19 protein-coding genes and 2 pseudogenes are annotated in these 25,320 nt (G+C 71.7%); 11 read left to right on the top strand and 10 right to left on the bottom strand.

The genetic code is table 11. The annotated features are described in order from the left end of the window. The first annotated feature begins 77 nt into the window (after positions 1–77). Complete coding sequence (locus IE239_RS39155; protein ID WP_190154209.1) at positions 78–2,042, top strand: RiPP maturation radical SAM C-methyltransferase; 1,965 nt, start codon at positions 78–80, stop codon at positions 2,040–2,042. Positions 2,043–2,105: 63 nt separating this feature from the next. Beyond that, positions 2,106–2,765 carry a DUF5825 family protein gene (locus tag IE239_RS39150; RefSeq protein ID WP_190154208.1) on the top strand — a complete coding sequence of 220 codons (660 nt, stop codon included), beginning with the start codon at positions 2,106–2,108 and terminating at the stop codon, positions 2,763–2,765. 66 nt (positions 2,766–2,831) lie between these two features. Here the strand turns inward: IE239_RS39150 and IE239_RS39145 are convergent, their stop codons facing one another. Then, positions 2,832–3,233: a cytidine deaminase family protein gene (locus IE239_RS39145; protein WP_190154220.1), complete on the bottom strand. Its 402-nt coding sequence runs from the start codon at positions 3,231–3,233 to the stop codon at positions 2,832–2,834. A gap of 131 nt (positions 3,234–3,364) precedes the next feature. After that, positions 3,365–4,000 carry a hypothetical protein gene (locus IE239_RS39140; RefSeq protein WP_190154207.1) on the bottom strand — a complete coding sequence of 212 codons (636 nt, stop codon included), beginning with the start codon at positions 3,998–4,000 and terminating at the stop codon, positions 3,365–3,367. A 196-nt stretch (positions 4,001–4,196) separates the two neighbouring features. Between IE239_RS39140 and IE239_RS39135 the strand changes: the two genes are divergently transcribed. From IE239_RS39135 to rph, 3 genes are all read left to right on the top strand, one after another. Then, a complete protein-coding gene (locus IE239_RS39135) occupies positions 4,197–5,051 on the top strand; it encodes a glycoside hydrolase family 16 protein (protein WP_190154206.1) in 855 nt (284 codons plus the stop codon). A 98-nt stretch (positions 5,052–5,149) separates the two neighbouring features. Further along, positions 5,150–6,007: a phosphotransferase enzyme family protein gene (locus tag IE239_RS39130; protein ID WP_190154205.1), complete on the top strand. Its 858-nt coding sequence runs from the start codon at positions 5,150–5,152 to the stop codon at positions 6,005–6,007. 349 nt (positions 6,008–6,356) lie between these two features. Further along, positions 6,357–8,960, top strand: coding sequence for a rifamycin-inactivating phosphotransferase (gene rph, locus IE239_RS39125; protein ID WP_190154204.1), 2,604 nt, complete (start codon positions 6,357–6,359; stop codon positions 8,958–8,960). 110 nt (positions 8,961–9,070) lie between these two features. Here rph and IE239_RS39120 read toward each other — a convergent pair whose 3' ends face one another. The 3 genes from IE239_RS39120 to IE239_RS39110 form a co-directional block, all read right to left on the bottom strand. Continuing rightward, complete coding sequence (locus tag IE239_RS39120; RefSeq protein WP_373308227.1) at positions 9,071–12,997, bottom strand: nSTAND1 domain-containing NTPase; 3,927 nt, start codon at positions 12,995–12,997, stop codon at positions 9,071–9,073. Positions 12,998–13,166: 169 nt separating this feature from the next. Beyond that, positions 13,167–13,532 carry a hypothetical protein gene (locus IE239_RS39115; RefSeq protein ID WP_190154202.1) on the bottom strand — a complete coding sequence of 122 codons (366 nt, stop codon included), beginning with the start codon at positions 13,530–13,532 and terminating at the stop codon, positions 13,167–13,169. Between the two features lie 284 nt (positions 13,533–13,816). Then, a complete protein-coding gene (locus IE239_RS39110) occupies positions 13,817–14,617 on the bottom strand; it encodes an endonuclease/exonuclease/phosphatase family protein (RefSeq protein WP_190154219.1) in 801 nt (266 codons plus the stop codon). Positions 14,618–14,986: 369 nt separating this feature from the next. Here IE239_RS39110 and IE239_RS39105 point away from each other — a divergent pair, with 369 nt between their 5' ends. Next, positions 14,987–15,577, top strand: a complete 591-nt coding sequence (locus IE239_RS39105; protein WP_190154201.1) for a TetR/AcrR family transcriptional regulator — start codon at positions 14,987–14,989, stop codon at positions 15,575–15,577. Positions 15,578–15,593: 16 nt separating this feature from the next. On the opposite strand, the gene IE239_RS39100 is transcribed toward IE239_RS39105, so the two are convergent. Beyond that, positions 15,594–16,091, bottom strand: coding sequence for a GNAT family N-acetyltransferase (locus IE239_RS39100; RefSeq protein WP_190154200.1), 498 nt, complete (start codon positions 16,089–16,091; stop codon positions 15,594–15,596). Positions 16,092–16,564: 473 nt separating this feature from the next. On the opposite strand from IE239_RS39100, the gene IE239_RS39095 reads away from it, so the two are divergent. Further along, positions 16,565–17,554, top strand: a complete 990-nt coding sequence (locus tag IE239_RS39095) for an aldo/keto reductase (protein ID WP_190154199.1) — start codon at positions 16,565–16,567, stop codon at positions 17,552–17,554. A gap of 21 nt (positions 17,555–17,575) precedes the next feature. Further along, entirely contained in the window at positions 17,576–17,809 is a 234-nt protein-coding gene (locus tag IE239_RS39090; RefSeq protein ID WP_190154198.1) for a hypothetical protein, read from the top strand. 10 nt (positions 17,810–17,819) lie between these two features. Here IE239_RS39090 and IE239_RS39085 read toward each other — a convergent pair whose 3' ends face one another. The 3 genes and pseudogenes from IE239_RS39085 to IE239_RS39075 all read right to left on the bottom strand — a co-directional run bounded on the left by IE239_RS39085 (position 17,820) and on the right by IE239_RS39075 (position 19,580). Further along, on the bottom strand, positions 17,820–18,110 hold the full coding sequence (locus IE239_RS39085) for a hypothetical protein (protein ID WP_229878714.1): 291 nt from the start codon (positions 18,108–18,110) through the stop codon (positions 17,820–17,822). A gap of 148 nt (positions 18,111–18,258) precedes the next feature. Continuing rightward, positions 18,259–19,098: pseudogene (locus tag IE239_RS39080) on the bottom strand (alpha-xylosidase); the annotation flags it as partial. Then, entirely contained in the window at positions 19,095–19,580 is a 486-nt protein-coding gene (locus IE239_RS39075; protein WP_190154196.1) for a hypothetical protein, read from the bottom strand. The gene IE239_RS39075 and the pseudogene IE239_RS39080, both read right to left, overlap by 4 nt. A 380-nt stretch (positions 19,581–19,960) precedes the next feature. Between IE239_RS39075 and IE239_RS39070 the strand changes: the two genes are divergently transcribed. Together IE239_RS39070 and IE239_RS39065 are read left to right on the top strand one after the other, a co-directional pair. Then, complete coding sequence (locus IE239_RS39070; RefSeq protein WP_229878712.1) at positions 19,961–21,484, top strand: glycoside hydrolase family 43 protein; 1,524 nt, start codon at positions 19,961–19,963, stop codon at positions 21,482–21,484. A gap of 121 nt (positions 21,485–21,605) precedes the next feature. Continuing rightward, positions 21,606–23,360: a cellulase family glycosylhydrolase gene (locus tag IE239_RS39065; protein ID WP_190154194.1), complete on the top strand. Its 1,755-nt coding sequence runs from the start codon at positions 21,606–21,608 to the stop codon at positions 23,358–23,360. A 95-nt stretch (positions 23,361–23,455) separates the two neighbouring features. Here the strand turns inward: IE239_RS39065 and IE239_RS39060 are convergent, their stop codons facing one another. Further along, the gene (locus tag IE239_RS39060; RefSeq protein ID WP_373308225.1) at positions 23,456–24,511 is read right to left on the bottom strand and encodes a LacI family DNA-binding transcriptional regulator; all 1,056 of its coding nucleotides are present in this window, start codon (positions 24,509–24,511) and stop codon (positions 23,456–23,458) included. Positions 24,512–25,078: 567 nt separating this feature from the next. On the opposite strand from IE239_RS39060, the pseudogene IE239_RS39055 reads away from it, so the two are divergent. Beyond that, a pseudogene (locus IE239_RS39055) lies at positions 25,079–25,320 on the top strand (jacalin-like lectin); the annotation flags it as partial.

The following is a 25,320-nucleotide window of genomic DNA, read 5'->3' as shown; positions in this document are numbered from 1 at the left end:
CTTCACCGGGCCGGCCGGGCTCCTTCCCCTCCCCCGCCTCACGTCCCGTCGGCCGTTCGTGCTCCGAGGAGCCCATCGTGCGCGTACTTCTCGTCAACATGCCCTGGTCCCCGATAGACCTGCCCTCACTGGCGCTCGGCATCCTGAAACGAAGCGTCGACGAACACGTCCAGGACGCCACGTGCGAGGTGCTGCACGCCAATCTGGAGTTCACCGACTGGATCACCAGCCGGACCGAGTTCACGGCCGAGGACTACGACTACTACGCCCTGTCCTCCTACTTCCTCGGCTGCGGCGACTGGGTGTTCTCCTCGGCGCTCTACGACGACCCGCAGTGGAGGGAGTCGGAGTTCGTCGACGCGATGACGCCGAAGCTGCGCCGGTCCCGGATGCTCATGACCCGTGAACTGCACCGCGTCGTACCGGAGTTCGTCGACGAGGTGGCCCAGCGCGTCGTGGATCTGGAGCCCGACGTGGTCGGGTTCACCTCCACCTTCCAGCAGAACACCGCCGCGCTGGCTGCGGCCCGCCGGATCAAGCTTCTCGCCCCGCACATCGTGACCGTCATGGGCGGAGCCAACTGCGACGCCGAGCAGGGCGCCGCCGTCCACCGCAACTTCCCTTTCGTGGACTACGTGGTCCGCGGCGAGGGCGAGGCCGCCTTCCCTCAACTGCTCAGCGCGCTGCGCGACGGCGACCCGGCCGCCGCGGCTTCGATCCCGGGCCTGTGCCACCGCACGCCCGACTCGGCGCACACCGCAAACCCGATGCCGACCGGGCCGTTGCCGCCCGCGGCGATCCTGCCTCCCGACTACAGCGGCTACTTCGAACGCCTCGCCGCGTCCGTGGCACGAAGCTGGGTGGAGCCGAAACTCGTCGTCGAGGGAGCACGCGGCTGCTGGTGGGGAGAGAAGCACCACTGCACCTTCTGCGGCCTGAACGGCTCCTTCATGGAGTTCCGCAGCAAGAGCCCCGACACGTTCTACCAGGAGATCATGGACCTGGCGGAGCGTCACCGCGTGCTCGACATGTACGTCGTCGACAACATCCTGGACATGCGTTACCTGTCCACCGTGCTGCCGCGCGTCATCGACAGCGGCTACGACCTGCGCATGCATGTCGAGATCAAGGCCAACATGCGGCGTCCTCAGCTGCAGGTGCTGGCGGACGCCGGGCTCATCTACGTCCAGCCGGGCATCGAGAGCCTCAACAGCCGCGTCCTCGACCTCATGGACAAGGGGGTCAGCGGCTGCCAGAACGTCCGCATGCTCCGCGACGCCGCGGAGACCGGACTGTCGGTGTCGTGGAACTATCTGCACGGCTTTCCCGGCGAGACCGCGGAGGACTACGAACCCGTCATCCGTCAGCTCCCCGCCCTGGAGCACCTCAACCCACCGGCCGACCTGTCCGCACGCATCGCCATCGAGCGTTTCAGCCCGTACTTCAAGCGCCCCGAACTGGGCTTCACCGGACTGCGGCCCGAGGAGCACTACCTCTTCACCTACGACCTGCCCGAGACGGAACTGCACGATCTGGCCTACGTGTTCCAGGCGCCGGAACGCGGTATCAGCGAGCCCACGGTCACCCTCCTGAACGACGGTATCGCCGCGTGGAAGAAGCACCACGCCGACGCGCGCCTCACCCACACCGATCTGGGCGAGCGGATCGTGCTGGTCAGCAGACGGCCGTCCTTCACGTGGCGGACCCTGCAGCTCACCGATCCGCTGGAGACCGCGCTCTTCCGCCTCCTGGACCAGCCGCACACCGTCGTGGCGCTGCATCGCAAGCTGACCTCGGCCACCGGCTCCGCCGGCGTCGCGCCGTGCACCCCGCACCAGGTCGAGGCTCTTCTCAAGGAGTGGGTCACGCTCGGCATCGTGTTCACGGACGCGGGCCAGTACGTGCACATCGCCCCCGCCGCCGTGAACCAGGACCTGCTGCGTCTGGACTACATGCGCCACGCACACACCCGCGGCGAGACCACGACCGCGATCGAGGCCGGCGCGGCGGCCGAGCCCGAGCCCGCACCCGCCTCGTCCTGAGCGCCGCCTTCCCCCGCCCTCCGTCCGCCCGGCCGGCTCCACGACCTCGACGAAGGATCGCACATGACAGCCACCGCACCGAGCGTCACCGTCAGAGCCTGGCGCGACCTCGACCCGCAGGCCCGTGACCTGCCGGGCATGTCGCTGGGGACCATCCCGGTGACCCCTCGGGCCCCGCAGGTCGACCAGCTGTGGGACCTGGGCGTACGCCATGCCGAACTGGACGCCGTCGTCGACCTGTCCAGCGACGATGCCGCGGCCCATCGCGGAGTCGTGGACCGGCTGTGTCTGGTGCGCGACCTCACCGCACGCGCCGTCTCCGTCGACTGGGACCTTCGTCTGTCACCGCAGGAGTCCACCCACCAGTGGAAGGTGCTGTCCCACCTCCAGCCGCCCCGGACCCTCACCGGGCTCGACGGGGCCGAGGAAGCGCTGCACGCCTGGCGGACCCGGCACTACCTGTGCAAACTGGTCTGGCGTCAGGGGCCGGGCTTCGTCCAGATCAGGGACCGCCGCTGGGGGGACCTGCGCCGCTTCACCGCCGAGGAGCCCCGCTACAGTGAGGCGATCGCCCTGCTCTCCCCGGGCACGCACCACTCCGACGTACCGGCCGACGTCCTCGAGGAGTTCACGGCCGAACACCTGGTCCTGCGCGTCGGCGACCTGGCGTGCTGGCTGCCCTACCGGGTCTCCCGCTGGCTCCAGGAAGCCATGGCCGTGTGAGCCGCCCGAGCCCCGTCGCACCCTGTCGTCCGTCGGCGGGGCCGGCTCGTGCCGGGGCCGCGCGGGCTACTCGGCGTCGAGCTGGTGGTCGGCCCAGACGTAGCCGGCGGGCAGCAGGTCGGAGATGAGCGCGGTGCGGACGCCGTCCCCTTCCCGGACGATGACCTTGAGCGCGGGAAAGTAGTCGAGAAGGACCTGACGGCACCGGCCGCACGGCGGGACGACGCCCCTGTCGCGGTCGCCGACGGCGACGATCGTGTCCAGTTCGTAGACCCCCTGGGAGGCTGCCGCGCCGATGAGGACCAGCTCGGCGCAGGGGCCTCCCGTGAAGTGATAGGCGTTCACCGCGGTGACGATCCGGCCGTCCCGGGCACGGGCCGCGGCCGCCATGGTGTGGTTGTCGCCCCGGCAGCGAGTACGAGCGACATGCGCCGCGGCCTGGACGAGGTCGTGGTCGACTTGCTGCATCTCCGCGGTCTGCGCGGTCTGCGCGGTCTGCGCGGTCTGCGCGGTCTGCGCGGTCTGCATGGTCGTCTTCTCCTCGGACATCGGGGTAAGGGGACCGGCTGATCCGGAGGCGGCCTCGAGGCCGGCGTCGGTCACCAGTCCTTCTCGGCGGTGGTCTTCGCCGGGCCGAGGACGTCCACGTGGCCGTGATCGCCGTACACCGAACGCCGCCAGTGGGCGAAGACACCGGCGGTGCGGTCCGCCTCCGCCTGTTCCGCCACACCGTAGTCGACCCGCACGACGGCCTCACTGCGGGCACTGCCGACGGGCACCCGGATCCGGACGCTCGTCACGTGGGCGGCGAGAGCGGCATCCGCCTTCGTGACGCTCGTGGCGAGGTAGGCGCGGAATTCACGAAGCATCGGGAACCAGCGGTTCGGACCGTTCGCCGGCGCGCTCCCGTTGTCGTCAGAGGTGGTGTCGGGCAAGGTCCCCTGGTCGTCGGAAGTCGTGTCGGGCAGCGTCCCCTGGTCGTCAGAGGTGGTGTCGGGCAAGGTCCCCTGGTCGTCGGAAGTCGTGTCGGGCAGCGTCCCCTGGTCGTCAGAGGTGGTGTCGGGCAGGTCTTCCCGGCCGTCGTCGCTCGTCCCGTCCGCCGCGGACGCCCCGGGTCCGGCCGTGGCCGCCGCACGCGCCCCGGGGTGTTCCGTGCCGCAGGCGGTCAGCGGCAGACAGCAGCAGGCGAGCACCACCGCGACCGTCGGCGCGTATCGGGTCGTGACCTTCTTCATGTGCGTCCCCCTTCGACACGTCAGAGAGCGACGCACCGCCCGGGGTTCCATCGATTCACCATGGAGCGTGCGAGGGGACGGCGCCGCAGTGGCGAGCTGTGGAGGCGCCGGCCTCCCCCGGAGCGGGTCGGCCGTGCCGGATCGCCACCGGTGTCCTCGACTATCGTCTTCCGCAGGATCTTTCAGGGAGCGGCGCATGAACCGACGTACCGTTTTGGCACTCGTGCTGGCGCTGAGCGGACTGCTGTCGGGGTGTGGCTCCGCTGAAGAAGCACCCTCCCCTTCGGACCGGGAAAAGCCCTTCTGGCAGGCGGAGTTCGACGGAGAGGCGGCTACCCGCCCGTCGGAACGGTACTGGAGGACGGAAACGGGGAACCGGGACGCCGAGGGGTGGGGCAACAACGAACTGCAGTACTACACGGACGACGTGGCCAACTCCGCCCTCGACGGGGAGGGTCATCTCCTGATCTCGGCCCGGCCGGCTCCCGGCGGTTCCCGGCTGCCCTGCTACACGCGGGAGTTCTGCCCCTGGACGTCGGCCCGTCTGACCACCGAGGGAAAGGTCGCCCTCACCCACGGACGTGCGGAGGTCCGCGCGAGGCTGCCCACCGGCACGGGTCTGCTCCCGGCGATCTGGATGCTCGGCGACGACGGAGCCGAATGGCCCGAACAGGGTGAGATAGACATCTGCGAGGTGGTCGGCGGGGAACCGCGGACCGTGTACGGCACCGCGCACGGGCCGACCTACTTCAACGAGAACGGCATCGGCGGTTCCCTCGCTCTCCCGTCCGACGCCTCGCAGGCGTTCCACACCTATGCCGTGGACAAGCAGCCGCAGCGCGTCACCTGGTCCGTGGACGGAAAGCCGTACTTCACCCTGACTCCCTCGAAGCTGCCCGCACCCCGCGACTGGGTCTTCGAGCAGGACATGCACCTGCTGCTCAACGTCGCCGTCGGAGGCGACTGGCCCGGCCCGCCCGACGCCTCGACCCCGTCTCCCGCGACGATGACGATCGACTACGTCCGTTTCTACGGCAAGGGCCACGTATGAGCCGGTTGCCCACCCGCGGGTCCGGCGCCACGGAAGACCGACGTCACAGTGAGCCCGGTCGGCGGTGACCGTCCGACGGGAGCAAGGAGGCCAGCAGGATGCAGGTGTCGGACGTGGTGCGTGCGGTGGCCGCGGCGAGATCGATCGCCGCATCGCTCGGCCTGGCAGCCGACGACGTGACGGTTCTTCATGACTCGAACAAGCTCACTCTGCGTCTGCTGCCCTGTGACGTCGTGGCCCGGGTGGCTCCTGTCGCGCATCGGACCGCCCGGTTCGAGCTCGACGTCGCCCAGCGGCTCGCCGAGTCCGGGTGCCCGGTGGCCGTGCCCGATCCGCGGGCGGGGCCACGCGTTCATGAGCGCGACGGCTTCGTCGTCACGCTGTGGACCCACTACGAGTCCGCGCCGTCCCGCGAGGTCTCACCGGCCGACTACGCCGACGCGCTCGAGCGGCTGCATGCCGGCATGCGCCGGCTCGACGTCCCGGCGCCGCACTTCACGGATCGGGTCGAGCGGGCGCGACGCCTCGTGGCGAACCGCGACCGCACCCCGGAACTCGCAGACGCGGACCGGGAACTGCTCGGCGACACGTTACGAGGCCTGACCCGCGTGATCGGCGAGCGCGGCGGCGACGAGCAACTGCTGCACGGCGAGCCGCACCCGGGCAACCTGCTCGCCACGCCGCAGGGGTTGCTGTTCATCGACTTCGAGACGTGTTGCCGTGGACCCGTCGAATTCGATCTCGCCCATGCCCCGGAAGAAGTCGGCGGGCACCGGCCGACTGCCGATGAGGACATGCTGCGCGCCTGCCGGGTCCTCGTGCTGGCGATGATCACCACATGGCGCTGGGACCGGGACGACCGGCTCCCGAACGGACGTCAGCTGGGTGCGGAGTGGCTCGGCCGGATCAGGACCACGCTCGATCGCGACGGCTTCGACGTCCACCGCTGGTCGTGAGCGCGGACCTTGGCGCTGCTCGCCCGCCAGGACGGCGGAGGGCGAGGCGGGGGCTGGGGGCGGGAAACAGCGAAGGCAAGGAGAACGCTCTCCTTGCCTCTCCCAACTTATAGCGCGCCAGGGGGCTTGCCGCAAGCTCCAGGTCAGGACGCAGAATCGTCGCCCAAGGCCACAACCTGCGGAAATGAGGGCGCGACGTGCTTGTGTCGTTGTCGAGGTACGGGGGACGCGGTGACCTCGGGTCGGCGGTGGGGCCGGCCGGGCGATGGCGAGCGCCCGGGAACGCGCCGGCACTGCGGTCGGCCGGTGCGGTGCGGCCGCGCGGCACGGCTGCCTCGGAGGTGCCGCGATGACCGGGCCGTACGTGCTGGGACTTCAGGACGTCGACGTCGATCGGATCGCGGTCGTCGGCGGCAAGGGCGCGCATCTGGGCGCGCTGTCGCGGATCGAAGGCGTCCGCGTGCCGGACGGCTTCTGCGTGACGACGGACGCCTTCCGGCGGCTCATGGCCGAAGCGCCGTCGGTGCACGACGACCTCGACCGGCTGTCGCGCCTGACCGCGGACGACCGGGAGACGGTCCGCACGCTCAGCGCACGGATCCGTCGGACCATCGAGGAGATCACCGTCCCCGGCGACCTCGCGGCGGCCGTCACCGGCGCGCTCGCCGGTCTCGGTGAGCACGCCGCCTGCGCCGTGCGATCCAGCGCGACGGCGGAGGACCTGCCGACGGCCTCCTTCGCCGGCCAGCAGGACACGTACCTGAACGTCGTGGGGCCGACGGCGGTCCTCCGGCACGTCAGCCGGTGCTGGGCCTCGCTGTTCACCGAGCGGGCGGTGATCTACCGTCAGCGCAACGGCATCGACCACCGTACGGTCCGTATGGCGGTGGTCGTACAGCGGATGGTCTTCCCGCAGGCGTCCGGCATCCTGTTCACGTCCGACCCCGTCACGGGCAACCGGAAGGTCGCCACCGTGGACGCCGGCTTCGGCCTCGGTGAGGCCCTGGTCTCCGGGCTGATGAACCCCGATGTCTTCAAGGTGCGAGACGGCGAGATCGTCGACAGGGCGATCGCCGTCAAGCTGCGTGCCGTTCATGCCCGGCCGGGCGGCGGTACGCGGGACGTGGCGGTCGACCCGGCGCGGCAGGCGGCGCCTGCGCTGACGGATGCGCAGGTCCTGGGGCTGGTGCGGCTCGGGCGACGGATCGAGGCGCACTTCGGCCGACCGCAGGACATCGAGTGGTGCCTGGCGGACGACGGCTTCCGGATCGTCCAGAGCCGGCCGGTCACGACGCTGTTCCCCATCCCCGGGACGGACGACCAGGACAACCACGTCTACATCTCCGTCGGGCACCAGCAGATGATGACCGACCCCATGAGAACCCTGGGGATCTCCGTGTGGCAGCTGACGGCCATGGCGCCGATGCAGGAGGCCGGGGGGAGGCTGTTCGTCGACGCCACCCGGCGCCTGGCCTCGCCCGCGAGCCGTGCCGCACTCCTTGACCTCGTCGGGAAGGGCGATCCGGCGATCAGGGACGCGCTGGAGACGGTCCTCAGCCGTGACGGATTCCTCCCGTCGCTCCCCGACGCGGATCCTGTCGGGCCGCCGCCCGGCGGCGCACCCGCGCCGATCGCGACCGACCCGGCCGTCGTCACCGAACTCGTCGAACGCAACCAGGCCTCCCTCGCCGCCCTGAAGCGCGACATCCGCACGAAGACCGGACCGGCGCTGTTCGACTTCCTGCTCGAGGCCTTCGGGGAGCACCGGCGGATGCTCGGCGACCGGCAGAGCATGCAGGCGATCATGGCGGGCATGGAGGCCACCTGGTGGCTCAACGACACGCTGCGGGAGTGGCTCGGCGAGAAGAACGCGGCCGACACGCTCACGCTGTCCGCGCCCGGCAACATCACCTCGGAGATGGGACTGGCGGCGCTCGACGTCGCGGACGTGATCCGCCCCCATCCGGAGGTGGTGGCCTTCCTGCAAGGCGTCGAGGACGACGACTTCCTCGACGCGTTGGCGAAGCTGCCGGGCGGGACCGAGGCGCGCGACGCCATCGAGGCCTACCTCGACCGGTACGGCATGCGCTGCGTCGGCGAGATCGACATCACGAGGCCGCGGTGGCGCGAGCGTCCTGCCACTCTCCTGCCGGTCATCCTCGATCATGTCCGCAACTTCGGACCGGGAGCGGCCGGGCAGCGGTTCGAGCGTGGGCTGCGGAAGGCACGGGAGAAGGAAGAGGATGTGCTGTCACGCCTGCGGACCCTGCCGGACGGGGAGTCGAAGGCCGCCGAGGCCAAGCGGATGATCGACCGGCTCCGCACCTTCATCGGATACCGCGAGTACCCCAAGTACGGCGTCATCAGCCGCTACTTCGTCTACAAGCAGGCCCTGCTGGGCGAGGCCGAACGCCTGGTGCGGGCCGGCGTGCTCCGCGACAGGGAGGACGTCTTCCACCTCACGTTCCAGGAGTTCCACGACGTCGCGCGCTCGCACCGGGTGGACGACGAACTGGTCCGGCGTCGCAAGGAAGCGTTCCGGTCCTACCACGCGCTCACCCCGCCCCGGGTGCTCACGTCCGAGGGCGAGGCCGTCAGCGGGGCGTACCGGCGCGACGACGTGCCGGCCGGCGCTCTGAGCGGCCTGCCGGTGTCCGCCGGGACCGTGGAAGGAAGGGCCCGCGTCGTCCTCGACATGGCGCGGGCCGATCTGGAGGCGGGCGACATCCTGGTCACGGCCCACACGGACCCCAGTTGGTCGCCGCTCTTCGTGGGCATCGCGGGCCTGGTGACGGAGGTGGGCGGGCTGATGACCCACGGCGCCGTGATCGCCCGGGAGTACGGCCTGCCGGCCGTCGTGGGCGTGGAGCGGGCCACCCGGCTGATCCAGGACGGGCAGCGGATCCGCGTGCACGGGACCGACGGATACGTCGAGATCCTGACGACCGCCTGACAGCACCCCCGGGGGAACGCCCTGTTCACCGCCCCCGCGTGCGCGGCGCGGCGATGGCGTCAGGTCACGGCCGGCCCGCTCCCGGCACGGTGAGGGCGCCGTGGTCGCGCTCAGGGGGGCGGGCACGTCGAGGCGCTCGCCGTGGACAGCCGCAGTCGGCAGATCGCGGTGAACCGGGCCGGAACGTCCAGGTTCCACAGCCGTACGGTGCCGTCGTTGCTGCTGCTGGCGATCGTCCGCCCGTCCGGGGCGAACACGATGCCCCACACGGCGTTCGTATGCCCGGTCAGGGTGGCCCACGGCCGCCGCGCGGCCACGTCCCACACCCGCACCGTACGGTCGCTGCCGCTGCCGGCCAGCAGGCGGCCGTCCGGGGAGAACGCGATGCCGCGCACCGATCCGGTGTGCCCCCGCAGCACCGCCGTCGGACGTCGTCGGGCGACGTCCCACAGCCGGACGGTCCCGTCGTTGCCGCCGCTCGCCAGCGTCCGGCCGTCCGGACCGAACGCCACTCCCCGTACCGCGCCCGTGTGTCCGGTGAACGTGGCCAGCGGCGCGCGGGACGCGACGTCCCACAGCCGTACGGTCAGATCGTCGCCCGCGCTCGCGAGGGTGAGCCCGTCGGGGCTGAAGGCGACGTCGTTGACGAAGTCGGTGTGGCCGGTGAGCGTGGCCAGGGGGCGGCGGGTGGCCACGTCCCACAGCCGCACCGTGCGGTCGGCGCCCGCCGACGCCAGCAGCGCGCCGTCCGGTGAGAACGCGACCGCGAAGACGTCCCCGTGATGCCGGGCGAGCGTGTCGAGGAGGCGGTGGTCGGCGACGTCCCACAGCCGCACCGTGCCGTCCGAACCGGCCGAGGCCAGCGTCCGCCCGTCGGGGGCGAAGGCCACCGAGAACACGGCCGAGCGATGCCCCCGCAGGGTCGCCACGGGCCGGTGCCGCGCCACGTCCCACAGGCGCACCGTGTGGTCGGTGTCGGCGGTCGCGAGCAGTCTTCCGTCGTGGCTGTAGGCGGACTGCCAGATCTCGGTGTACGGGCGGGCCGTCAGCATCGGCCCGCCGAGGTCCCACAGCACCACCGACTGGTCGAATCCGGCGGTGGCGAGCATGGCCCCGTCGGCGTTCACGGCCACGCCCATCGTGTAGTCGGTGTGGCCGGTGAGCGTCAGCGTGGGCATCCCGCTGTGCACGTCCCACAGGCGGGTCGTGCCGTCCCCGCCCGCGCTGACGACCGTCGCGCCGTCGGGGGTGTAGGCGACCGCGTTGACGTCGTCGCTGTGCCCGGTCAGGACCGAGGTCGTCCGGTGGCGTGCCAGGTCCCAGAGCCGTACCGTCCGGTCGGCTCCGCCGCTGGCCAGGGTCCGTCCGTCCGGCGCGAACGCCACGCCGTACACCTCGTCGGTGTGCCCTTCCAGCACGCGCCCGGGGCGGTTGCGCGCGGTGTCCCACAGCCGGACGGTCCGGTCGGCGCCGGCCGAGGCGAGCGTGCGGCCGTCCGGGGCGTACGCCAGCGCGTCGACCTGCCCCACGTGGCCGGTGAACGTGACGACACGGCGCATCCGGAGGGTGTCCCACAGCTGGACCGTGCCGTCGCCGGCCGCGACGGCCAGCGTGCGGCCCCGGGGGTCGAAGACCACGGCCCGGGCACCCGAGGTGCTCTCCGGGAACACCGCCGTCGTCCGGTGCCCGGCCGCGCTCCACAGGCGCACCGGCACGTTCGTGGCGCCTGCCGCGAGCGTGCGGCCGTCGGGGCTGAAGGCGACCGACCGCACCTGCCCTGCCATGGTGAACGTGGCGGTCGTACGGCGGTCCGCGAGCCGTCGCAGCATCACCGTGCCGTCCGAACTGGCGGTCGCCAGCGTGCGCCCGCCGGGCGCGAACGCCACCGAGTTGACCGGCCCCCGGTGCCCGCCGAGCCGGGCCGAGAAGGGCTGCGCCTGCGTGCTCAGGAGGGCGCCGCGCGCTTCGGGCGTCTCCTGCGAGCGGTAGGCCTCCTCGGCGAGCCGCATCGACGCCTCGGGCTGGCCGGCGGCCAGGGAGGCGGACTGCGCGGCGAGGGCCCGGGACCGGGCGACCCGCTCCTGGTGCAGCGCGTCCGAGCGCTGCCGGTACGCGAGGACTCCGGCGGCGACGGCGAGGGTCAGCAGCACGACCAGCGTGGCCAGCGTGCCCTGCCGACGCCGGATCCGCCGCCGGGCCTGCCGCTGACGGTCGGCCTTCTCGGCCCGGCTCGCGCGCAGGAACGCCTCCTCCTGCGCGCTGAGCCGGCTGCGGCCGTCCAGTTTTTCGGCCCACTCCCCGACGGCGTCCAGCCGGGCCCCTCGGTAGAGGGCGGACGGATCGCGGCCCTCGCGCTCCCATGCGTCGGCGGCGTGCGCGAGTTGCTGGTGGATCAGCAGTCCGTCCCGGTCGGCGTCGATCCAGCCGCGCAGCCGGGGCCAGGCGTGCAGCAGGGCCTCGTGGGCGATCTCGACGGTGTCGCGGTCGGCGGTGATCAGGCGGGCCCGGACGAAGGCGTCCAGGGCGGCCGTCGCGTCGTCCGAGTCGGCGGGCCGGTCGATCAGGGCGGCCCGGCTCATCCGGCAGCGGGCCGCTCCGGCGCCGTCGGCGACGTGGACGAGGCGCACCAGCATTCGCCGGATCGTCTGCTGTTCGCTCGGGTACAGGCCCGCGAACACGTCCTCGGCGGTGCGTGCGACCGCCCCGCGGATCCCGCCGGTGCGCTCGTACCCGGCGACCGTCAGGGTGTCGCCCTCGCGCCGCTGCCAGGTGGTCAGCAGCGCGTGGGAGATGAGCGGCAGCGCCCCGGAGGGGGTGACGTCCGGCAGGGCGCGCCCGGCGTCCGACGCTTCGCCGGGCAGTCCCCCCGGTGCCTCGCGCAGCCCGGCGTCGCGCAGCAGCAGGGGGACGAGACCCGGTTCGAGGGTGAGTCCGGCGAGTTCGGCGGGGCGGGTGATCGCCTCCCGCAACCCGGCGACGGACATCGCGGGGAGAACGAACAAGCCGTCGGTGAACACCGTCGCCAGTTCGGGGAGTTCGATGCACCGGCCGGACAGGTCGGCTCGTACGCCCAGGACCACCACGGCAGGGTCGGGGCCGGCTCCGTCCGCCGGGTCCGACGGGCGGGGGGACGTCGACAGTGCGCACAGCAGCCGGACGAACGCGCGTCGCTCGTCCTCGTCGGAGCAGAGGGTGAACAGTTCCTCGAACTGGTCGACCAGGAGCACCGGACGCACCGGCGGCGGGCGTCTGTCCCCGTCGGCGCACGGGCTGTCGTCCGCCGTGCGCCGCACGGCTTCCAGCAGCGACTCGGGCCGGTCCCTCAACTGCTCTACAGTGAGGTCGAGTTCACCGTCGAGCGCCTTCGCCGCAGCGGCCAGCAGCTCCTCCGTCGGACGAGCGGTGGGGGTGAAGGCCACCACCGGCCACCGCTCGGCGCCCGGCATGGGGAAGCCGCCGGGACTGCGGAAGGCCGGTACGAGGCCGGCGTTGAACAGGGAGGACTTGCCGGCGCCCGACGGGGCCACGACCAGCAGCGGCCCCCCGCCGATCCGTTCGAAGACCCTCTCGACCAGGGCGGCGGTCGCCTGCGCGCGGCCGAAGAACCATTCCGCGTCCTGCGCGGTGAACGCCGACAGCCCCCGGTAGGGACGGACGGGGTCGAGTTCCGTGCGCCCGGCCCGGGGGTGATCCGTGTCCCGCGCCGTCGCCTCCCTCTCCGCTTCGTCGGCTCTGCCTGTCTTCCCGGCGCCGTCGGCTTGCCCGGGGTCTTCGGCGTTCTTCGTCAGCAGCCGCAGCAGCCCGCCGTCGGCCTGCAGGATCTCGTCGCAGCGCCGGGCGACGTCGTCGGTGACCCGCTTAGCACCGGTCTCGATCTTGCTGAGGTAGCCCTTGCTGTAGTGCGTCCGCCGGGCCATGTCGGCCAGCGAGAGTCCGCGCTGCCGGCGGAGGCGTCTGAGCTGGGTGGGGAAGTCCTGAACCGCGGAAGCGGGTGATGGCGGTTCGTATCGGTCGCCGGTGTGCTGCTGCTCCCCCACCACGTCCCCCGGGTATCGCGCGCATGAGCCGTGAAGCGGCACGATCCAGAGTACTGCGGGGATATGACAGCCCATCAATATCCGCACCGGCGTGGCGCGAGGGTGCGGCGAGAACACGGACGCCCGGAACCGCGTACGCGATTCCGGGCGTTCCCCCGTGAGAAAGGTGCTACGGCCGGTTCAACTTGATCGAGTTGACCGGCGTGAGGTCGGCGTACACCCCGTTCTGCGCGCCGATGGTGTAGTTGCAGTTCGTGCCGCCGTAGTTCAGGCACAGTTCCGCCGTGGCGCCACCGGTCTGGTTGTTGAGGACCCAGTGCCGGCCCACCTGGTTGCTGAGGTCGTGGGCCCCGTAGCTCCAGTAGACGGCGCTCGGGCTCTGGGCGGGGTTCTGGTTCTGCGGGTAGACGCAGACGGCGCCGGACGGGCACCCGGCCCAGTCGGCGGCCGGCTTGGCTTCGGCCGTACCGGCCAGCGCCACCATCGCCGTGGCTGCGGTGGCCAGTGCGACGGCTCCACTGAACAACTTGCGCATGTTTCCCCCTTGCGGTCGGCCTGCCTGGTCGCAGGTCGTGCTCGGTCTTTCGGCATCAGACTGTCCGCCGGATCGGGAGAGGTCGACGGGTTTCCTGTTTCCCGTCCCCGGGGCCGACCGGGAAACCGGCCGTGACCAGCGGAAGAGGCCGGAAGAGGGCAACCCCTGAACGGGCTGTGCAGGGCGGGTCCGATGTCCGATCGCCCGTGCGTGCATCGGGCATCACCCGTGCTGGCGTCGGACACCGGGCGGGGTCGCGCAGCCGTTCGCCGGGCGGAACCGCCTCAGGTGAGGTGCAGGTCCGCGTGGAGCAGATGGTGGTCCGAGTACGGGGTGAGCTCCACGCCGTGTCTGAGCGCGGCGAGGCCTCGCAGGAAGACGTAGTCGAACTTGCTGTGCCAGTCGGTGGTCGGCTCACAGGCCACCGCGCCGGAGGGACGGCACCGGGGATCCGCGTCCGCGGCCAGCGCCCACAGCGGGGCGAGCTCCACGGCCTCCGGCCCCGCGTTGAAGTCGCCCAGAACGACGGCGTGCTCGTACGGGGCCACCTCTGCGGCGAGCACACGGGCCTGCTCCGCGCGGACCGCCTCCTGACGGCGCTCGGCGAAGTGGGTGTTGAAGACCCGCACGGACCTGCCGCCCACCTTCGTGGTCACCGACAGGTATCCACGGTCCTCGGAGCCGCCGTCGGGATACTCCACGTGGACGCGGTCCGTCATCGGCGCCGCCGACAGGATCGCCTCCCCGTAGCCGCCCGGGTTCCACGGCAGTCCCCCGCACCGCCCCCAGCTGCGCAGGACCATGCCGTACTCGACGTGGTAGACCAGCCCGTAACGGCGTTCCAGGTGGTCCCGGATCCGGTCGACGTCACGCACGCACGCTTCCTGCAGGCCGATGACCTGGGGCGCGAACGCGGCGATCTCGGCCGCCCGGTCGACGTCGCTGTCGCCGCAGGGGTTGCAGATGTTCCACGTCATGACCCGGTTCGCCACGACGTCCCGGACGGCGCCGGGGGGCAGGGGCCGCACGACAGGTGCGTCGGCCGACGTGCTGGGGCCGACGAGCACCAGACAGAGCAGGGTCATGGCGCCCGCGAGCCATCGCGCGCCCGTTCCGAGCACCACCGCCTCCTCACCGCGGACGCGCTCCGTCCGCCACAGCTGTGCACGAGGCTATGCGATCCGACCGTCGGCGACACGCGCCCCCGCCCCGTGACCGGCTCGTCCGAACGGGACTGTCGTCGGGGCGAGTTGACGGGCGGCGTCCTGACCGGCCGTGACGGCTGAGGTCGAGCGGCGCGCCGTGCCGTCCGCCGGGGGAACGCCTCGCCTTGGTCGCCGCTCGTGGCTCTGCCATCATGAGGGAAGCGGAACCTCGTTCCTCGAGGGCGGTGGACCGCGTCCCGTCCACTGGACCGGTTCCGTAGGGAGATCTCGCCGACGAGAAGGGGCACGGTGGACGACACAGGCCGGAGCTCGGCAAGCGCGCCCGGGTCCCGACGAAAGGACGCCCGGCGTAACCAGCAGACCCTGCTGGACGCGGCCGCGGCGATCTTCGTCACCTCGGGTGTGGAAGCGCCGGTGCGCGACATCGCGGCCGAGGCCGGCGTCGGGGTGGGGACGATATACCGCCACTTCCCCACCAGGGCGGACCTCGTCATCGCCGTCTACCGCCACCAGGTCGACGCCTGCGCCGAGGCCGGGCCGACCCTGCTGGCGAGCAGCCCCTCCCCTTTCGTCGCCCTCGAACGGTGGGTCGACCTGTTCGTCGGATTCCTCGTCACCAAGCACGGCCTCGCGGCCGCGCTGCAGACCGACAACACCGGTTTCGAGACGCTGCACGCCTACTTCCTCGACCGCCTCCTGCCGGTCTGCGCCCAGCTGCTCGACGCCGCTGTCGCCTCCGGTGAGATCCGTTCCGGTCTCGACCCCTACCCGTTCATGCGGGGTATCGGAAACCTCTGCATCGGCGCCGACAGCGACCCGCGCTACGACGCACGCCGACTGGTCGCGCTCCTCGTGGCGGGCCTGCGCCGAAGCGGCTGACGCGGCATGCGCGCCCTCACGGGTGCGTCTCGAAGGAGATCCACGCGTCGGGCGGCAGATCGGGGCGGCCCGGAACCGGTCGGTGTTCCTCCGTCCACGCGTCACCCGCGATCTCGGCCGCGACGCGACGCCAGAAGTGCACGGCGCCCACGTTGGCGTCCTGGAAGGCGATCTCCCACGGGCCCGGGTGCTGTGCGACCACCTCTCGAACGGCTTGCAGCCCGATCCCGGATCTCCGCGCCGCGCGCACCACGAAGAAGGCGTTGAGTACGCGCACGTTCCCGGAAAGACCCCGCACGACAGCGATGCCTACGGGATGATCGCCGCTGATCAGCAGATACGGCACCCGGTCGACGTCGTCGAACGCCGCCGCGAGCCTTTCGCCTCGGTACGTCCCGTCCGGGTTGGGCAGCGCGCCGGTGAACTCGGACAGGTCGTGGCGGAACAGCAGCCAGAGACGTTCCACCACAGCACGGTCGGCATCGGTCGCAAGGCGTACGGACAGGCCTGTCATGAAACTCCTCCGCAGGACGACGGAACAACGGGACGACGGAACAACGGGACGACTGGACGACTGGCCACGCGTAGGGCGCAGGGACACCGGGGCGCACGAGCGCGGCGGGACGCGGGTCCGTGAAGGAAAAAAGCCTCTCGGCCGGATGGATGTCCGAGCCCGAAAGGCTGATCACATGATCTTACCACGCACCTGGTGTCGTCTTCGGGCGCCACCCCGCTGTAGGAGGGGACATCGGGGCCATGACCCGCGCGAGGAGACGTCCTGCTCGCCGGGTGCGCGAGCCCGAGCCCGACTTGCGCTGGAGTGCGCTCCAGGTCGTAGCGTTGCGGACATCGCGGCGCACGAGGCCTGTAGCGGCCGGCGCACCACACAGGATGCGGGGCAGCGGAACGCGTCTCTGCACGGCCGGTCCAAGGGGCTTCGCGGCGTCCGAACAACGTACGAGCAGCAGCGAAAGGCTGGAACACGGCATGCAGAAGCGCAGTCTGCGGGACCTCCAGGTATCGGCCATCGGCCTGGGGTGCATGGGCATGTCCGCCTTCTACGGATCCGCCGATCAGGAGGAGGGCATCGCGACCATCCGGCGCGCCCTCGACATCGGGGTGAACTTCCTCGACACCGCGCAGATGTACGGGCCCCTGACCAACGAGTCGCTCGTCGGCGAGGCGATCCGGGGGCATCGCGAGGAGTACGTGATCGCGACGAAGTTCAACTACCGGATGGACGAGGCCGTACCCGGCGACATCACCACGGTCGGCCCGCAGGACGGCTCAGCGGAGCACGTCCGCAGCTCCGTCCACGGCTCCCTCAAGCGTCTGGGGACCGACTACATCGACCTGTACTACCAGCACCGGGTCGACCCGGACGTTCCCATCGAGGAGACGGTCGGCGCGCTGGGCGAACTCGTCGCCGAGGGCAAGGTGCGCGGCATCGGCCTGAGCGAGGCGAGCGCGCAGACCATCCGGCGCGCCCATGCCGTGCACCCGGTCACCGCGGTGCAGAGCGAGTACTCGCTGTGGTCACGGGACGTCGAGGCCGAAGTGCTGCCCGCCTGCCGTGAGCTGGGGATCGGCTTCGTGCCGTACTCGCCGCTCGGCCGCGGCTTCCTCGCCGGGCGCTTCAGCTCGCCGGAAGAGCTGGACGCGAACGACTGGCGTCGGCAGAACCCGCGGTTCCAGGACGGCAACCTGGAGGCGAACCTGCGGCTGGCCGCGAAGGTGAAGGAGATCGCCGCCGAGAAGGACGTGCTTCCGGCACAGCTGGCCATCGCCTGGGTGCTGGCCCAGGGCGAGTACCTGGCTCCGATCCCGGGCACCAAGCGCCGCACCTATCTGGAGCAGAACGCCGACGCCGCAGAGATCACGCTGACCGAGGACGACCTCGCCCGCATCGACGCGGAGATGCCCGAGGTCTCGGGCGAGCGGTACGACGAGGCGGGGATGCGGTCCGTCGACCGGTAGCCCGCCTTCGGCGCTGCGAGCATGTCCACGATCGCCGGGTTCGGCGGCGGTGTGCTGTCGCCGCCGGCCTTCGTCGCCGTGCCGGGCGTGCGGCACGCGGTCGCCGTGCTCGCCGTCGCCCGACCGGCCGGCAACGGCAGCCGGGTGTGGTTCGACCGCCACGAGGTCGCCCGGCGTCCGGTCGGTGTGTCGGCCCCGCCCGCCAGGGAGTGGCGCCGTCACGTCGAGGGGCGTGCGCGGCGCCGTGGGTCGTGACGGCCCTGGCTCAGGATGCGCCGGCTGCCTCGGCGGCGTCCTCGGCGCCGGCGGCTTCGTCCCGCGCCATGCCGAGAAAGCGCCGGATCGCTTCGACCCTCATGTCGAGCCCTTCGGAGGCGGACTCCTCGTCACCGAACACCTGCACCGCTTCGGCGACGGCCACGGCCAGCTCGACCTCTGCCTTGCGGACCTTGGCCTCGGCCTTGTCCACGGTGTCCACCACCGCCAGCTGACGGCGCTGCTTCTCCTGGAGTCGCTGTTTGCGGGAAAGGGCCTTCTCGGAACTCTGCACAGACATGACCAAGATCATAATCAGTCGCGAGCCCGCCCACGAAATCGCCGACTCACTTGCTGCGACAAGGGATTTGCGCCCTCCGGGCGCCCGGGTGAGCGGGTCGCTGGATCTCCCGGTCTCCCGATCTCCGGCCCCATGGGCCCGCGTGCTCGGTGAAGGAGGTCGTGAGCCACAGGCCCAGCGCCCAGGCCGGGGGCAGGGCCGGGCGGCCGGTGAGCGCGGTGTAGCGCTCCAGGACCTCCTTCGGGCTCGGGCCGTGGACGACGAAGTACTCCAGCGACTGGTCCTCGACGCTGAACTGGACCTGCCCGACCGCCTCCGATCCGACCTCGTAGCTCACCCTTCCGGGGTGGTTCACGAAGACGCCGTAGCCGCGGTCGGTCAGGTGGAACGGAACGTTCTTGTAGGCCTGGTCGCTGCTCGTGCCGCCGTCGGCCTGCCAGATGTCCACGGACTGGCCGTTCTTGACGAAGGGGGTGAAACGCTCGCCCAGTCCGTACACCGACTCGCCGACGCCGAGCGCGAGTTGTCCGACCATGTGGTGGCGGCCCTCGGCGTCGGTGACGAACCCGGTGCCCCGCTCGCCCGCCGAGGTCAGCACCCGTCCGTCCGCGACGAAGTCCAGCCGCCACGGCCGGGAGCAGTCGACGCGCAGGGTCAGGTCACCGGAGGTGAGCTCCAGCAGCGGGCCGTCGCGGCGGACCTTGCCCACTCCCTCCTCGGTGCGGCGGGACCCGGACAGCGCGAACTCCGGCCCCCGGCGCACGGAGCCGGCGTGGTGGGTGGCGCGTACGCCGATGACGCCCTCGGCCGGGGACCAGCACTCCACGGTCAGCAGCGGGCCGTTGAGCGTGCCGCCTCGGCCGGTGATGTGCTTGACCGGGGCGTACAAGGTCATCCGGTCAGCGTCCGCGCGCGCGTCCGCGACCTCGGCGGCGAAGCGCGGGGTGCAGCCCGGACGCGTCAGCCAGCGGCCGTCGGTGAACTTCATCGGGCGGGTGCCTCCGTTCGTGCGCCGGGCGTGGCGGTCAGCCCCCGGAACCAGTGGTCGCCGTCTTCGGGGTCACGGGCCCGTGTGCCGTGGTCGACGCGGACCGGACCGGAACGCCGGGCGTGACCGCGCGCCCGCGCCGAGCCGTCGGGCAGCGAACGGGCGTGGCAGTCTCGCGCGTCGGCGTCTGCGTCTGCGTCTGCGTCGGCGGCGACGGGCACGGGCACGGCGTGCCGACGGCCGGCCGGGGACCCGATCCGGCCGGCGTCGCGGATCCGGCCGCGGGCCGTGACGGTGTCCGGCTCGGCGGAGCCGGTGTCCGTGCTCCGGGCCCGGGGCGGCCGCGGGAGGCGGACGTGGACGTCGCGGAGCAGGTAGGTCGGCGCCGACGGGACGACCGGCCGGCCGTCGAAGGGTTCGACGGCCGACGCCGGATCGCGCAACGCAGGCAGGCCGACGGCGGACGGGGACGGAAGGCCCACGAGGCTGACCCCTAAGCAGGCTGGCTGGACGGAGTGTCGACTGGACGGAGTGTCGACTGGACGGAGTGTTGAAGCGCTTCGACGCTCCCACCGGTCGCGCAGGCCTGTCAATGACCGGACAGCGGGAAACTTTCTCGGCTTTCGCCCTCTTGTTTCGTGAGAAACCTGTCATTAACGTTCGCGGCCAGGTGAAGCGCTTCGACACAGGGGAAGGGCCGCTCCATGACCAACGGGCTGAGCCGCAGAGGTTTCGTCGGCAGAGCCGCCGCTCCGGCGGGAGCCGCCGGACCCACTCGCCCGAGCCGCCCAACCCGATGCCGGACACACCCGAGACCGGAACGCACGCCACAACGCCCGTACCAGACAAAGGATTTGTCGCAGTGTCAGACGAGTCGCAACCGGACTCCCCCGTTCGCGCCGCCACGTTCCCCAACCCGGTGATCCCCGGCTTCCACCCCGACCCCAGCGTCTGCCGCGTGGGCGACGACTACTACGTCGTCTGCTCGAGCTTCGAGTACTTCCCCGGCATCCCCGTGTTCCACAGCCGCGACCTGATCCACTGGACGCAGATCGGCAACGCACTGGACCGGCCGGGTCAGCTGCGCCTGACCGGCGCGCCGTCCTCCGGCGGCATCTACGCCCCCACCCTGCGCCACCACGACGGACGATTCTGGCTGATCGTCACCAACGTGACCGCCGAGGGCGGCAACATGCTGTTCACCGCCACCGACCCCGCCGGACCGTGGTCGGACCCGGTCCGGCTGCCCGGCGTCCCCGGCATCGACCCGGACCTCGCCTGGGACGAGGACGGCGTCTGCTGGTGCACCGTCGCCGGGGTCTCCCAGGTCCGCATCGACCCGTACACCGGCGAGACGTCCGAGACCCCGCACAGGCTCTGGTCCGGCGCGCCCGACGCCAAGGCTCCGGAGGCCCCGCACCTCTACCGGATCGGCGACTACTGGTACCTGCTCATCGCCGAGGGCGGCACCGAGCGCTGCCACGGCGTCTCGATCGCCCGTGGACGCACCCCGGGCGGCCCCTTCGAGCCGTGCCCGGCCAATCCGATCCTCACGCACCGCGGCACCGACCACCCCGTTCAGAACACCGGCCACGCGGACCTGGTCCAGGGACCCGACGGCTCCTGGTGGATGGTCGTGCTCGGCGTCCGGCCGCGCGGCGGCACCCCGGGCTGGCACGTGCTGGGCCGGGAGACGTTCCTGACGCCCGTCGCCTGGGTGGACGGCTGGCCCGTCGTCGCCAAGGTGACGCCCGAACTGCCCGCACCCGCCTGGCCGCTGGTCCCCGGGCCCGTCGAGTCGGTCCGGGACGACTTCGACCTGAGCGAACTGCGACCGCAGTGGGTCTCGGTGCGCGACCGTCCGGCGGAGCACTGCACGACCCAGGAGCGGTCCGGCTGGCTCACCCTGCGCGCCCGGGGCGCCTCCCTGGACGACCCCGACGTCGTGTTCGCCGGCCGCCGCCAACAGCACCTGGCCTGCCGGGCGCGCACCCGGATCGACCCCGCGGAAGGACGCGGCGGCCTCGCCGTCCGGCTGGACGAGCGACACCACTACGAGATCGAGGCCCGCGAAGGAGAGGTGCGCGTGCTCAGCCGCGTCGGACCGCTGCGCACCGTCGTGGCGTCGAGGTCCGTGCCCGCGGGGCCCGCGACGCTCGCCGTACGGATCACCGGCGCCCCGCAGCGGGACTCGCGCAGCGGGCCGGACACCCTCACGCTCGGCGTCGAGGAACCGGACGGCACGTTCACGGCGCTCGGCGCCCTGGACGGCCGCTATCTGTCGACCGAGGTCGCCGGCGGCTTCACCGGGCGGGTCATCGGCCTGTACGCCTCGGCCGGCACCGTCCACTTCGACTGGTTCGACTACGAGCCGCTCCCCGCCTGAACCGGCGCCGCGCACCGACACCGCGTGGCCGCCGGAAGACGTCCCCTCCCTCGACCGTCTGTCGCTCCATCCCCCCACGGGCGGGAACCCCCGCTCGGCCAACAGAGAAAGAGGTCCGAAGATGAAGGGAACGCACCACAGCACCGGCCGCCGCAGCCGCGGTCCCGGCCGGGTGCTCGGCCTCCTCCTGGCGCTGGTCGCCGCAGTCTCGCTGACCGGCACCACCGCCCTGGCCGTGCCGCGCCACGATGACGCCTCCTCGGCACGGCTCCCCCGGCCCACCGCCGCCTCCGTGGACACGGTGGCCGCGATGCAGCCCAGCTGGAACCTGGGCAACACCCTGGACGCCATTCCCGACGAGACGTCCTGGGGCAACCCGCCCGCCACCAAGGCACTGTTCGACACCATCAAGGCCCAGGGCTTCCGCAGTGTGCGGCTCCCCGTCACCTGGAGCGGCCACCAGTCCTCCACCGCCCCCTACACGATCGACGCGACCTGGATGAGCCGCGTCAAACAGGTGGTCGACTGGGCACTGGCCGACGGCCTGTACGTCGTCGTCAACGTCCACCACGACTCGTGGCAGTGGATCGCCTCCATGCCCACCGACCACGACAACGTCCTCGCCCGCTTCAAGGCCACCTGGACCCAGATCGCCGCGGCCTTCAGGGACTCCTCGCAGGCACTGCTCTTCGAGAGCAACAACGAGCCGCAGTTCGACAACACCACCGACGCCCAGGGCAACCAGTACAACGACGAACTCAACACCGCGTTCCACACGGTGGTGCGCCGGTCGGGCGGCAACAACGCGACCCGTCTGCTGATGCTGCCGAGCCTGCACACCAACGCCGGCCAGGACTTCCTGGACATCCTGGTCAGGGAGATGAAGTCGCTGAACGACCCCTATCTCGTGGCCACCGTGCACTTCTACGGCTGGTACCCGTTCAGTGTGAACGTCGCCGGCGGCACGCGGTTCGACGCCACCGCGCAGAAGGACATGACCGACACCTTCGACCGGATCCGCACCACGCTCACCTCCCGGGGAATCCCCGTCTACCTGGGCGAGTACGGCCTGCTGTCGTACCCCGACCACTACCACCCCGCCCGCGTCGAAGCGGGCGAGGCGCTGAAGTACTTCGAGCAGTTCGGCCAAGAGGCCCGCGCCGCCGGCGTGACCACGGCCCTGTGGGACGCCTTCAACTTCCTGAACCGCAGCACGCTGCAGTGGCGCGACCCCGAGCTCGTCAAGCAGATCAAGTCGAGCTGGACCACCCGCTCGGGGACCGCGTCCTCGGACCGGATCTTCCTCGCGAAGTCGGCTCCCATCACGCCCGAGAGCCTCACTCTGAACCCGAACGGCACTGCCTTCCGGGGGCTTTGGCAGGGCAGCAGCAAGCTCGTGGCGGGCCGGGACTACACCGTCTCCGGCGACCGGCTCACGATCACGGACACGGCGCTCACCCGGCTGGCGGGCAACCGTGCGTACGGGATCAACGCGGTCGTCGAGGCCCGGTTCTCCCGGGGCCTGCCCTGGAAGATCCACGTGACCACGTACGACCGGCCGGTCCTGTCGAACGCGACCGGCGGCACCGACGGCCTCACCGTTCCCACCCTGTTCCGCGGTGACCTGCTGGCCACCATGGAGGCCACGTACGCCGACGGCAGCAACGCCGGCCCCACCTCCTGGACGCCCTACCAGGAGTTCAACGAGGCCTTCTCCCCCGACTACCCCGGCAACGCGCTGCTCCTGACCTCGAAGTTCGTCAACTCGCTGCGAGACGGCGCGCAGGCGACGCTCACCTTCCACTTCTGGAGCGGAGCCACCGAGACGTACCGGGTGACCAAGTCCGGGAACTCGGTGACCGGCGCCGTCGGCTGACGGGTCCCATAGCCCCGGGCGGCCGCCCCGGCGCCCGGGGCTCCGTCCCGGCCCGCTCCGCCCTCCCGACATGCTCAGGCCTTCGGTTGCTCGGCTCAGGTCTTCGGCGGGGCCGTGCTCTCGCGGACGGTGAGCGTGGTGGCGATCTCCACCCCGACCTGGGGCACGTCCTCGCCGCGGCCCAGTGCCGGCGCCAGCTCGGTGGCGGCCACCGCCATCTCCGCCAGGGGCTGATGGACCGTGGTCAGGGGCGGGTCGACCCAAGCGACGGCGGGGACGTCGTCGAAGCCCACCACGCTCAGGTCCTCCGGGATTCTCAACCCCAGCTCACGGGCGGCCTGGTAGACACCGAGCGCCTGCATGTCGTTGGCGGTGAAGACGGCGGTGGGACGGTCGGGCCGGGAGAGCAGGTCGCGCGCCGCCGAGCAGCCGTCGTCGCGGGTGAGGAGCGTCTTGACCACCAGGTCGGGATCCACCGGCAGGCCGGCCTCCGTGAGGGCGGAGGTGTAGCCCGCCGACCGCGCCAGACAGAAGGGATGGTCGGGTCCGCTGATCATGGCGATGCGCCGGTGTCCCAGTCCCACCAGGTGCCGGGTCGCGGCCTGACCGCCCCTCCAGTTGGTGGCGCCGACGAACGGAACGCCGTCGGGAAGCTCCTCGTTCGGGTCGAAGACCACGAAGGGGATGCCCTTCGCCTTCAGCTGGCCGCGCTCCTCCTCCGACAGCTGGGAGACCGAGAGGACGCACTGCGGACGCCGCCCGAGGGTGTCGTCGAGGGTCCTGCTCGGGGTGTCCTGGAGACCGAACTCCGACACCAGCACGCCGACCTTGTTCCTGCGGGCCACTCGTTCGACGCCCCGGATGATCTCCACGGCCCACATGCTCTCCAGCTCGCGGAAGACCAGCTCCACGAGGTTGCTGCGGTTCTTCGGCGGCTTGCGGTAGCCGTACCGGTGAATGAGCTCCTCGACGCGGGCCCGGGTCTCGTCCGACACATCGGACCGGCCGTTGAGCACCTTCGACACCGTGGGGACGGAGACGCCGGCGGACTCGGCGATGTACGCGATGGTGACCGCCGCCGGTCCCGCGCCCCTGACGCCGCGCCCTTTCGTCCCGTCCGGGGAAGACGTCCCTGATCGGCTGTCCGGCACGGTCGTCTGTCCCCGTCCCTCGCCCGGTGGAGCGGTCGTCGCGGCGCCCCCGTCCGACGGGCCCGTCGGACTGCGCCGCCCGTGCGGGCCTCGAAAGGACACCTCTGGCTTTCGCGCTGGCAGAAGCACCGGACGGCGCCGACAGGCATGCCCCGAACTGGCGTTGAGGGTGTCGTCGCGCCGTCCGCAGGACGCGGCCCGCCGGCCCGCCCGGCCGCGATGGTGGCGCGTCGCGCAGGAGCGCGGGGACCCGGCACGGTCGCGTCTGCGCCGTCCGCGGCGTCCGCGGCGAGGAGTTCGGGGAAGGCGTCGGCGCCCAGCGCGGTGGCGCGCACCGAGTCGGCTTCGGCCGCGGCCCCCGCCCCGGCCGCTTCGAAGGCTGCGCCGCCGCCCCGGGCGCGGTTCGAGAGGTTCACCCGGTCGACACCGGTCGGCCATCCGCCGCCGACCGCCTGGATCAGACCACGCGGTCAAATTTTGATCTCCCTCGCCCGATCCGGCGACAGGAGCGGGTTACCAGCGGTACGGTCCCGCTGCCCCTCCCCCACTTCACAGGAGCTCCCCTTCATGCGCCGTCTTCTCACCTGTCTCGCGGCAGCGGCCTTCACCTGCGGCGGGCTCGTCGCGACCGCGTCCCCCGCCGCCGCGGCGGACCCGGCCTCCGGATCGTTCAGCACCCTCGCCTACAACGTGGCGGGCCTCCCGGCGGCCGTCTCGAGCGCCTCGACGCCGCGTGACACCAGCACCACGGCCATCGGCCGGCGCATCGCCCCCTACGACATCGTGCACGTGGAGGAGGACTTCAACTA

Origin of the sequence: Streptomyces humidus, assembly GCF_014649655.1 — a bacterium.
In the GTDB taxonomy this organism is placed as follows: domain Bacteria; phylum Actinomycetota; class Actinomycetes; order Streptomycetales; family Streptomycetaceae; genus Streptomyces; species Streptomyces humidus.
The sequence above is the reverse complement of the archived record's forward strand: the minus strand, read 5'-3'. Positions and strand labels throughout refer to the sequence as shown.

Excerpts from the sequence above, each read along its gene's own strand:
- IE239_RS39150 (WP_190154208.1), top strand. The coding sequence starts at position 2,106 with ATGACAGCCACCGCACCGAGCGTCACCGTCAGAGCCTGGCGCGACCTC.
- IE239_RS39145 (WP_190154220.1), bottom strand. The coding sequence starts at position 3,233 with ATGCAGCAAGTCGACCACGACCTCGTCCAGGCCGCGGCGCATGTCGCT.
- IE239_RS39140 (WP_190154207.1), bottom strand. The coding sequence starts at position 4,000 with ATGAAGAAGGTCACGACCCGATACGCGCCGACGGTCGCGGTGGTGCTC.
- IE239_RS39135 (WP_190154206.1), top strand. The coding sequence starts at position 4,197 with ATGAACCGACGTACCGTTTTGGCACTCGTGCTGGCGCTGAGCGGACTG.
- IE239_RS39130 (WP_190154205.1), top strand. The coding sequence starts at position 5,150 with ATGCAGGTGTCGGACGTGGTGCGTGCGGTGGCCGCGGCGAGATCGATC.
- rph (WP_190154204.1), top strand. The coding sequence starts at position 6,357 with ATGACCGGGCCGTACGTGCTGGGACTTCAGGACGTCGACGTCGATCGG.
- IE239_RS39115 (WP_190154202.1), bottom strand. The coding sequence starts at position 13,532 with ATGCGCAAGTTGTTCAGTGGAGCCGTCGCACTGGCCACCGCAGCCACG.
- IE239_RS39110 (WP_190154219.1), bottom strand. The coding sequence starts at position 14,617 with ATGACCCTGCTCTGTCTGGTGCTCGTCGGCCCCAGCACGTCGGCCGAC.
- IE239_RS39100 (WP_190154200.1), bottom strand. The coding sequence starts at position 16,091 with ATGACAGGCCTGTCCGTACGCCTTGCGACCGATGCCGACCGTGCTGTG.
- IE239_RS39095 (WP_190154199.1), top strand. The coding sequence starts at position 16,565 with ATGCAGAAGCGCAGTCTGCGGGACCTCCAGGTATCGGCCATCGGCCTG.
- IE239_RS39090 (WP_190154198.1), top strand. The coding sequence starts at position 17,576 with ATGTCCACGATCGCCGGGTTCGGCGGCGGTGTGCTGTCGCCGCCGGCC.
- IE239_RS39085 (WP_229878714.1), bottom strand. The coding sequence starts at position 18,110 with ATGTCTGTGCAGAGTTCCGAGAAGGCCCTTTCCCGCAAACAGCGACTC.
- IE239_RS39065 (WP_190154194.1), top strand. The coding sequence starts at position 21,606 with ATGAAGGGAACGCACCACAGCACCGGCCGCCGCAGCCGCGGTCCCGGC.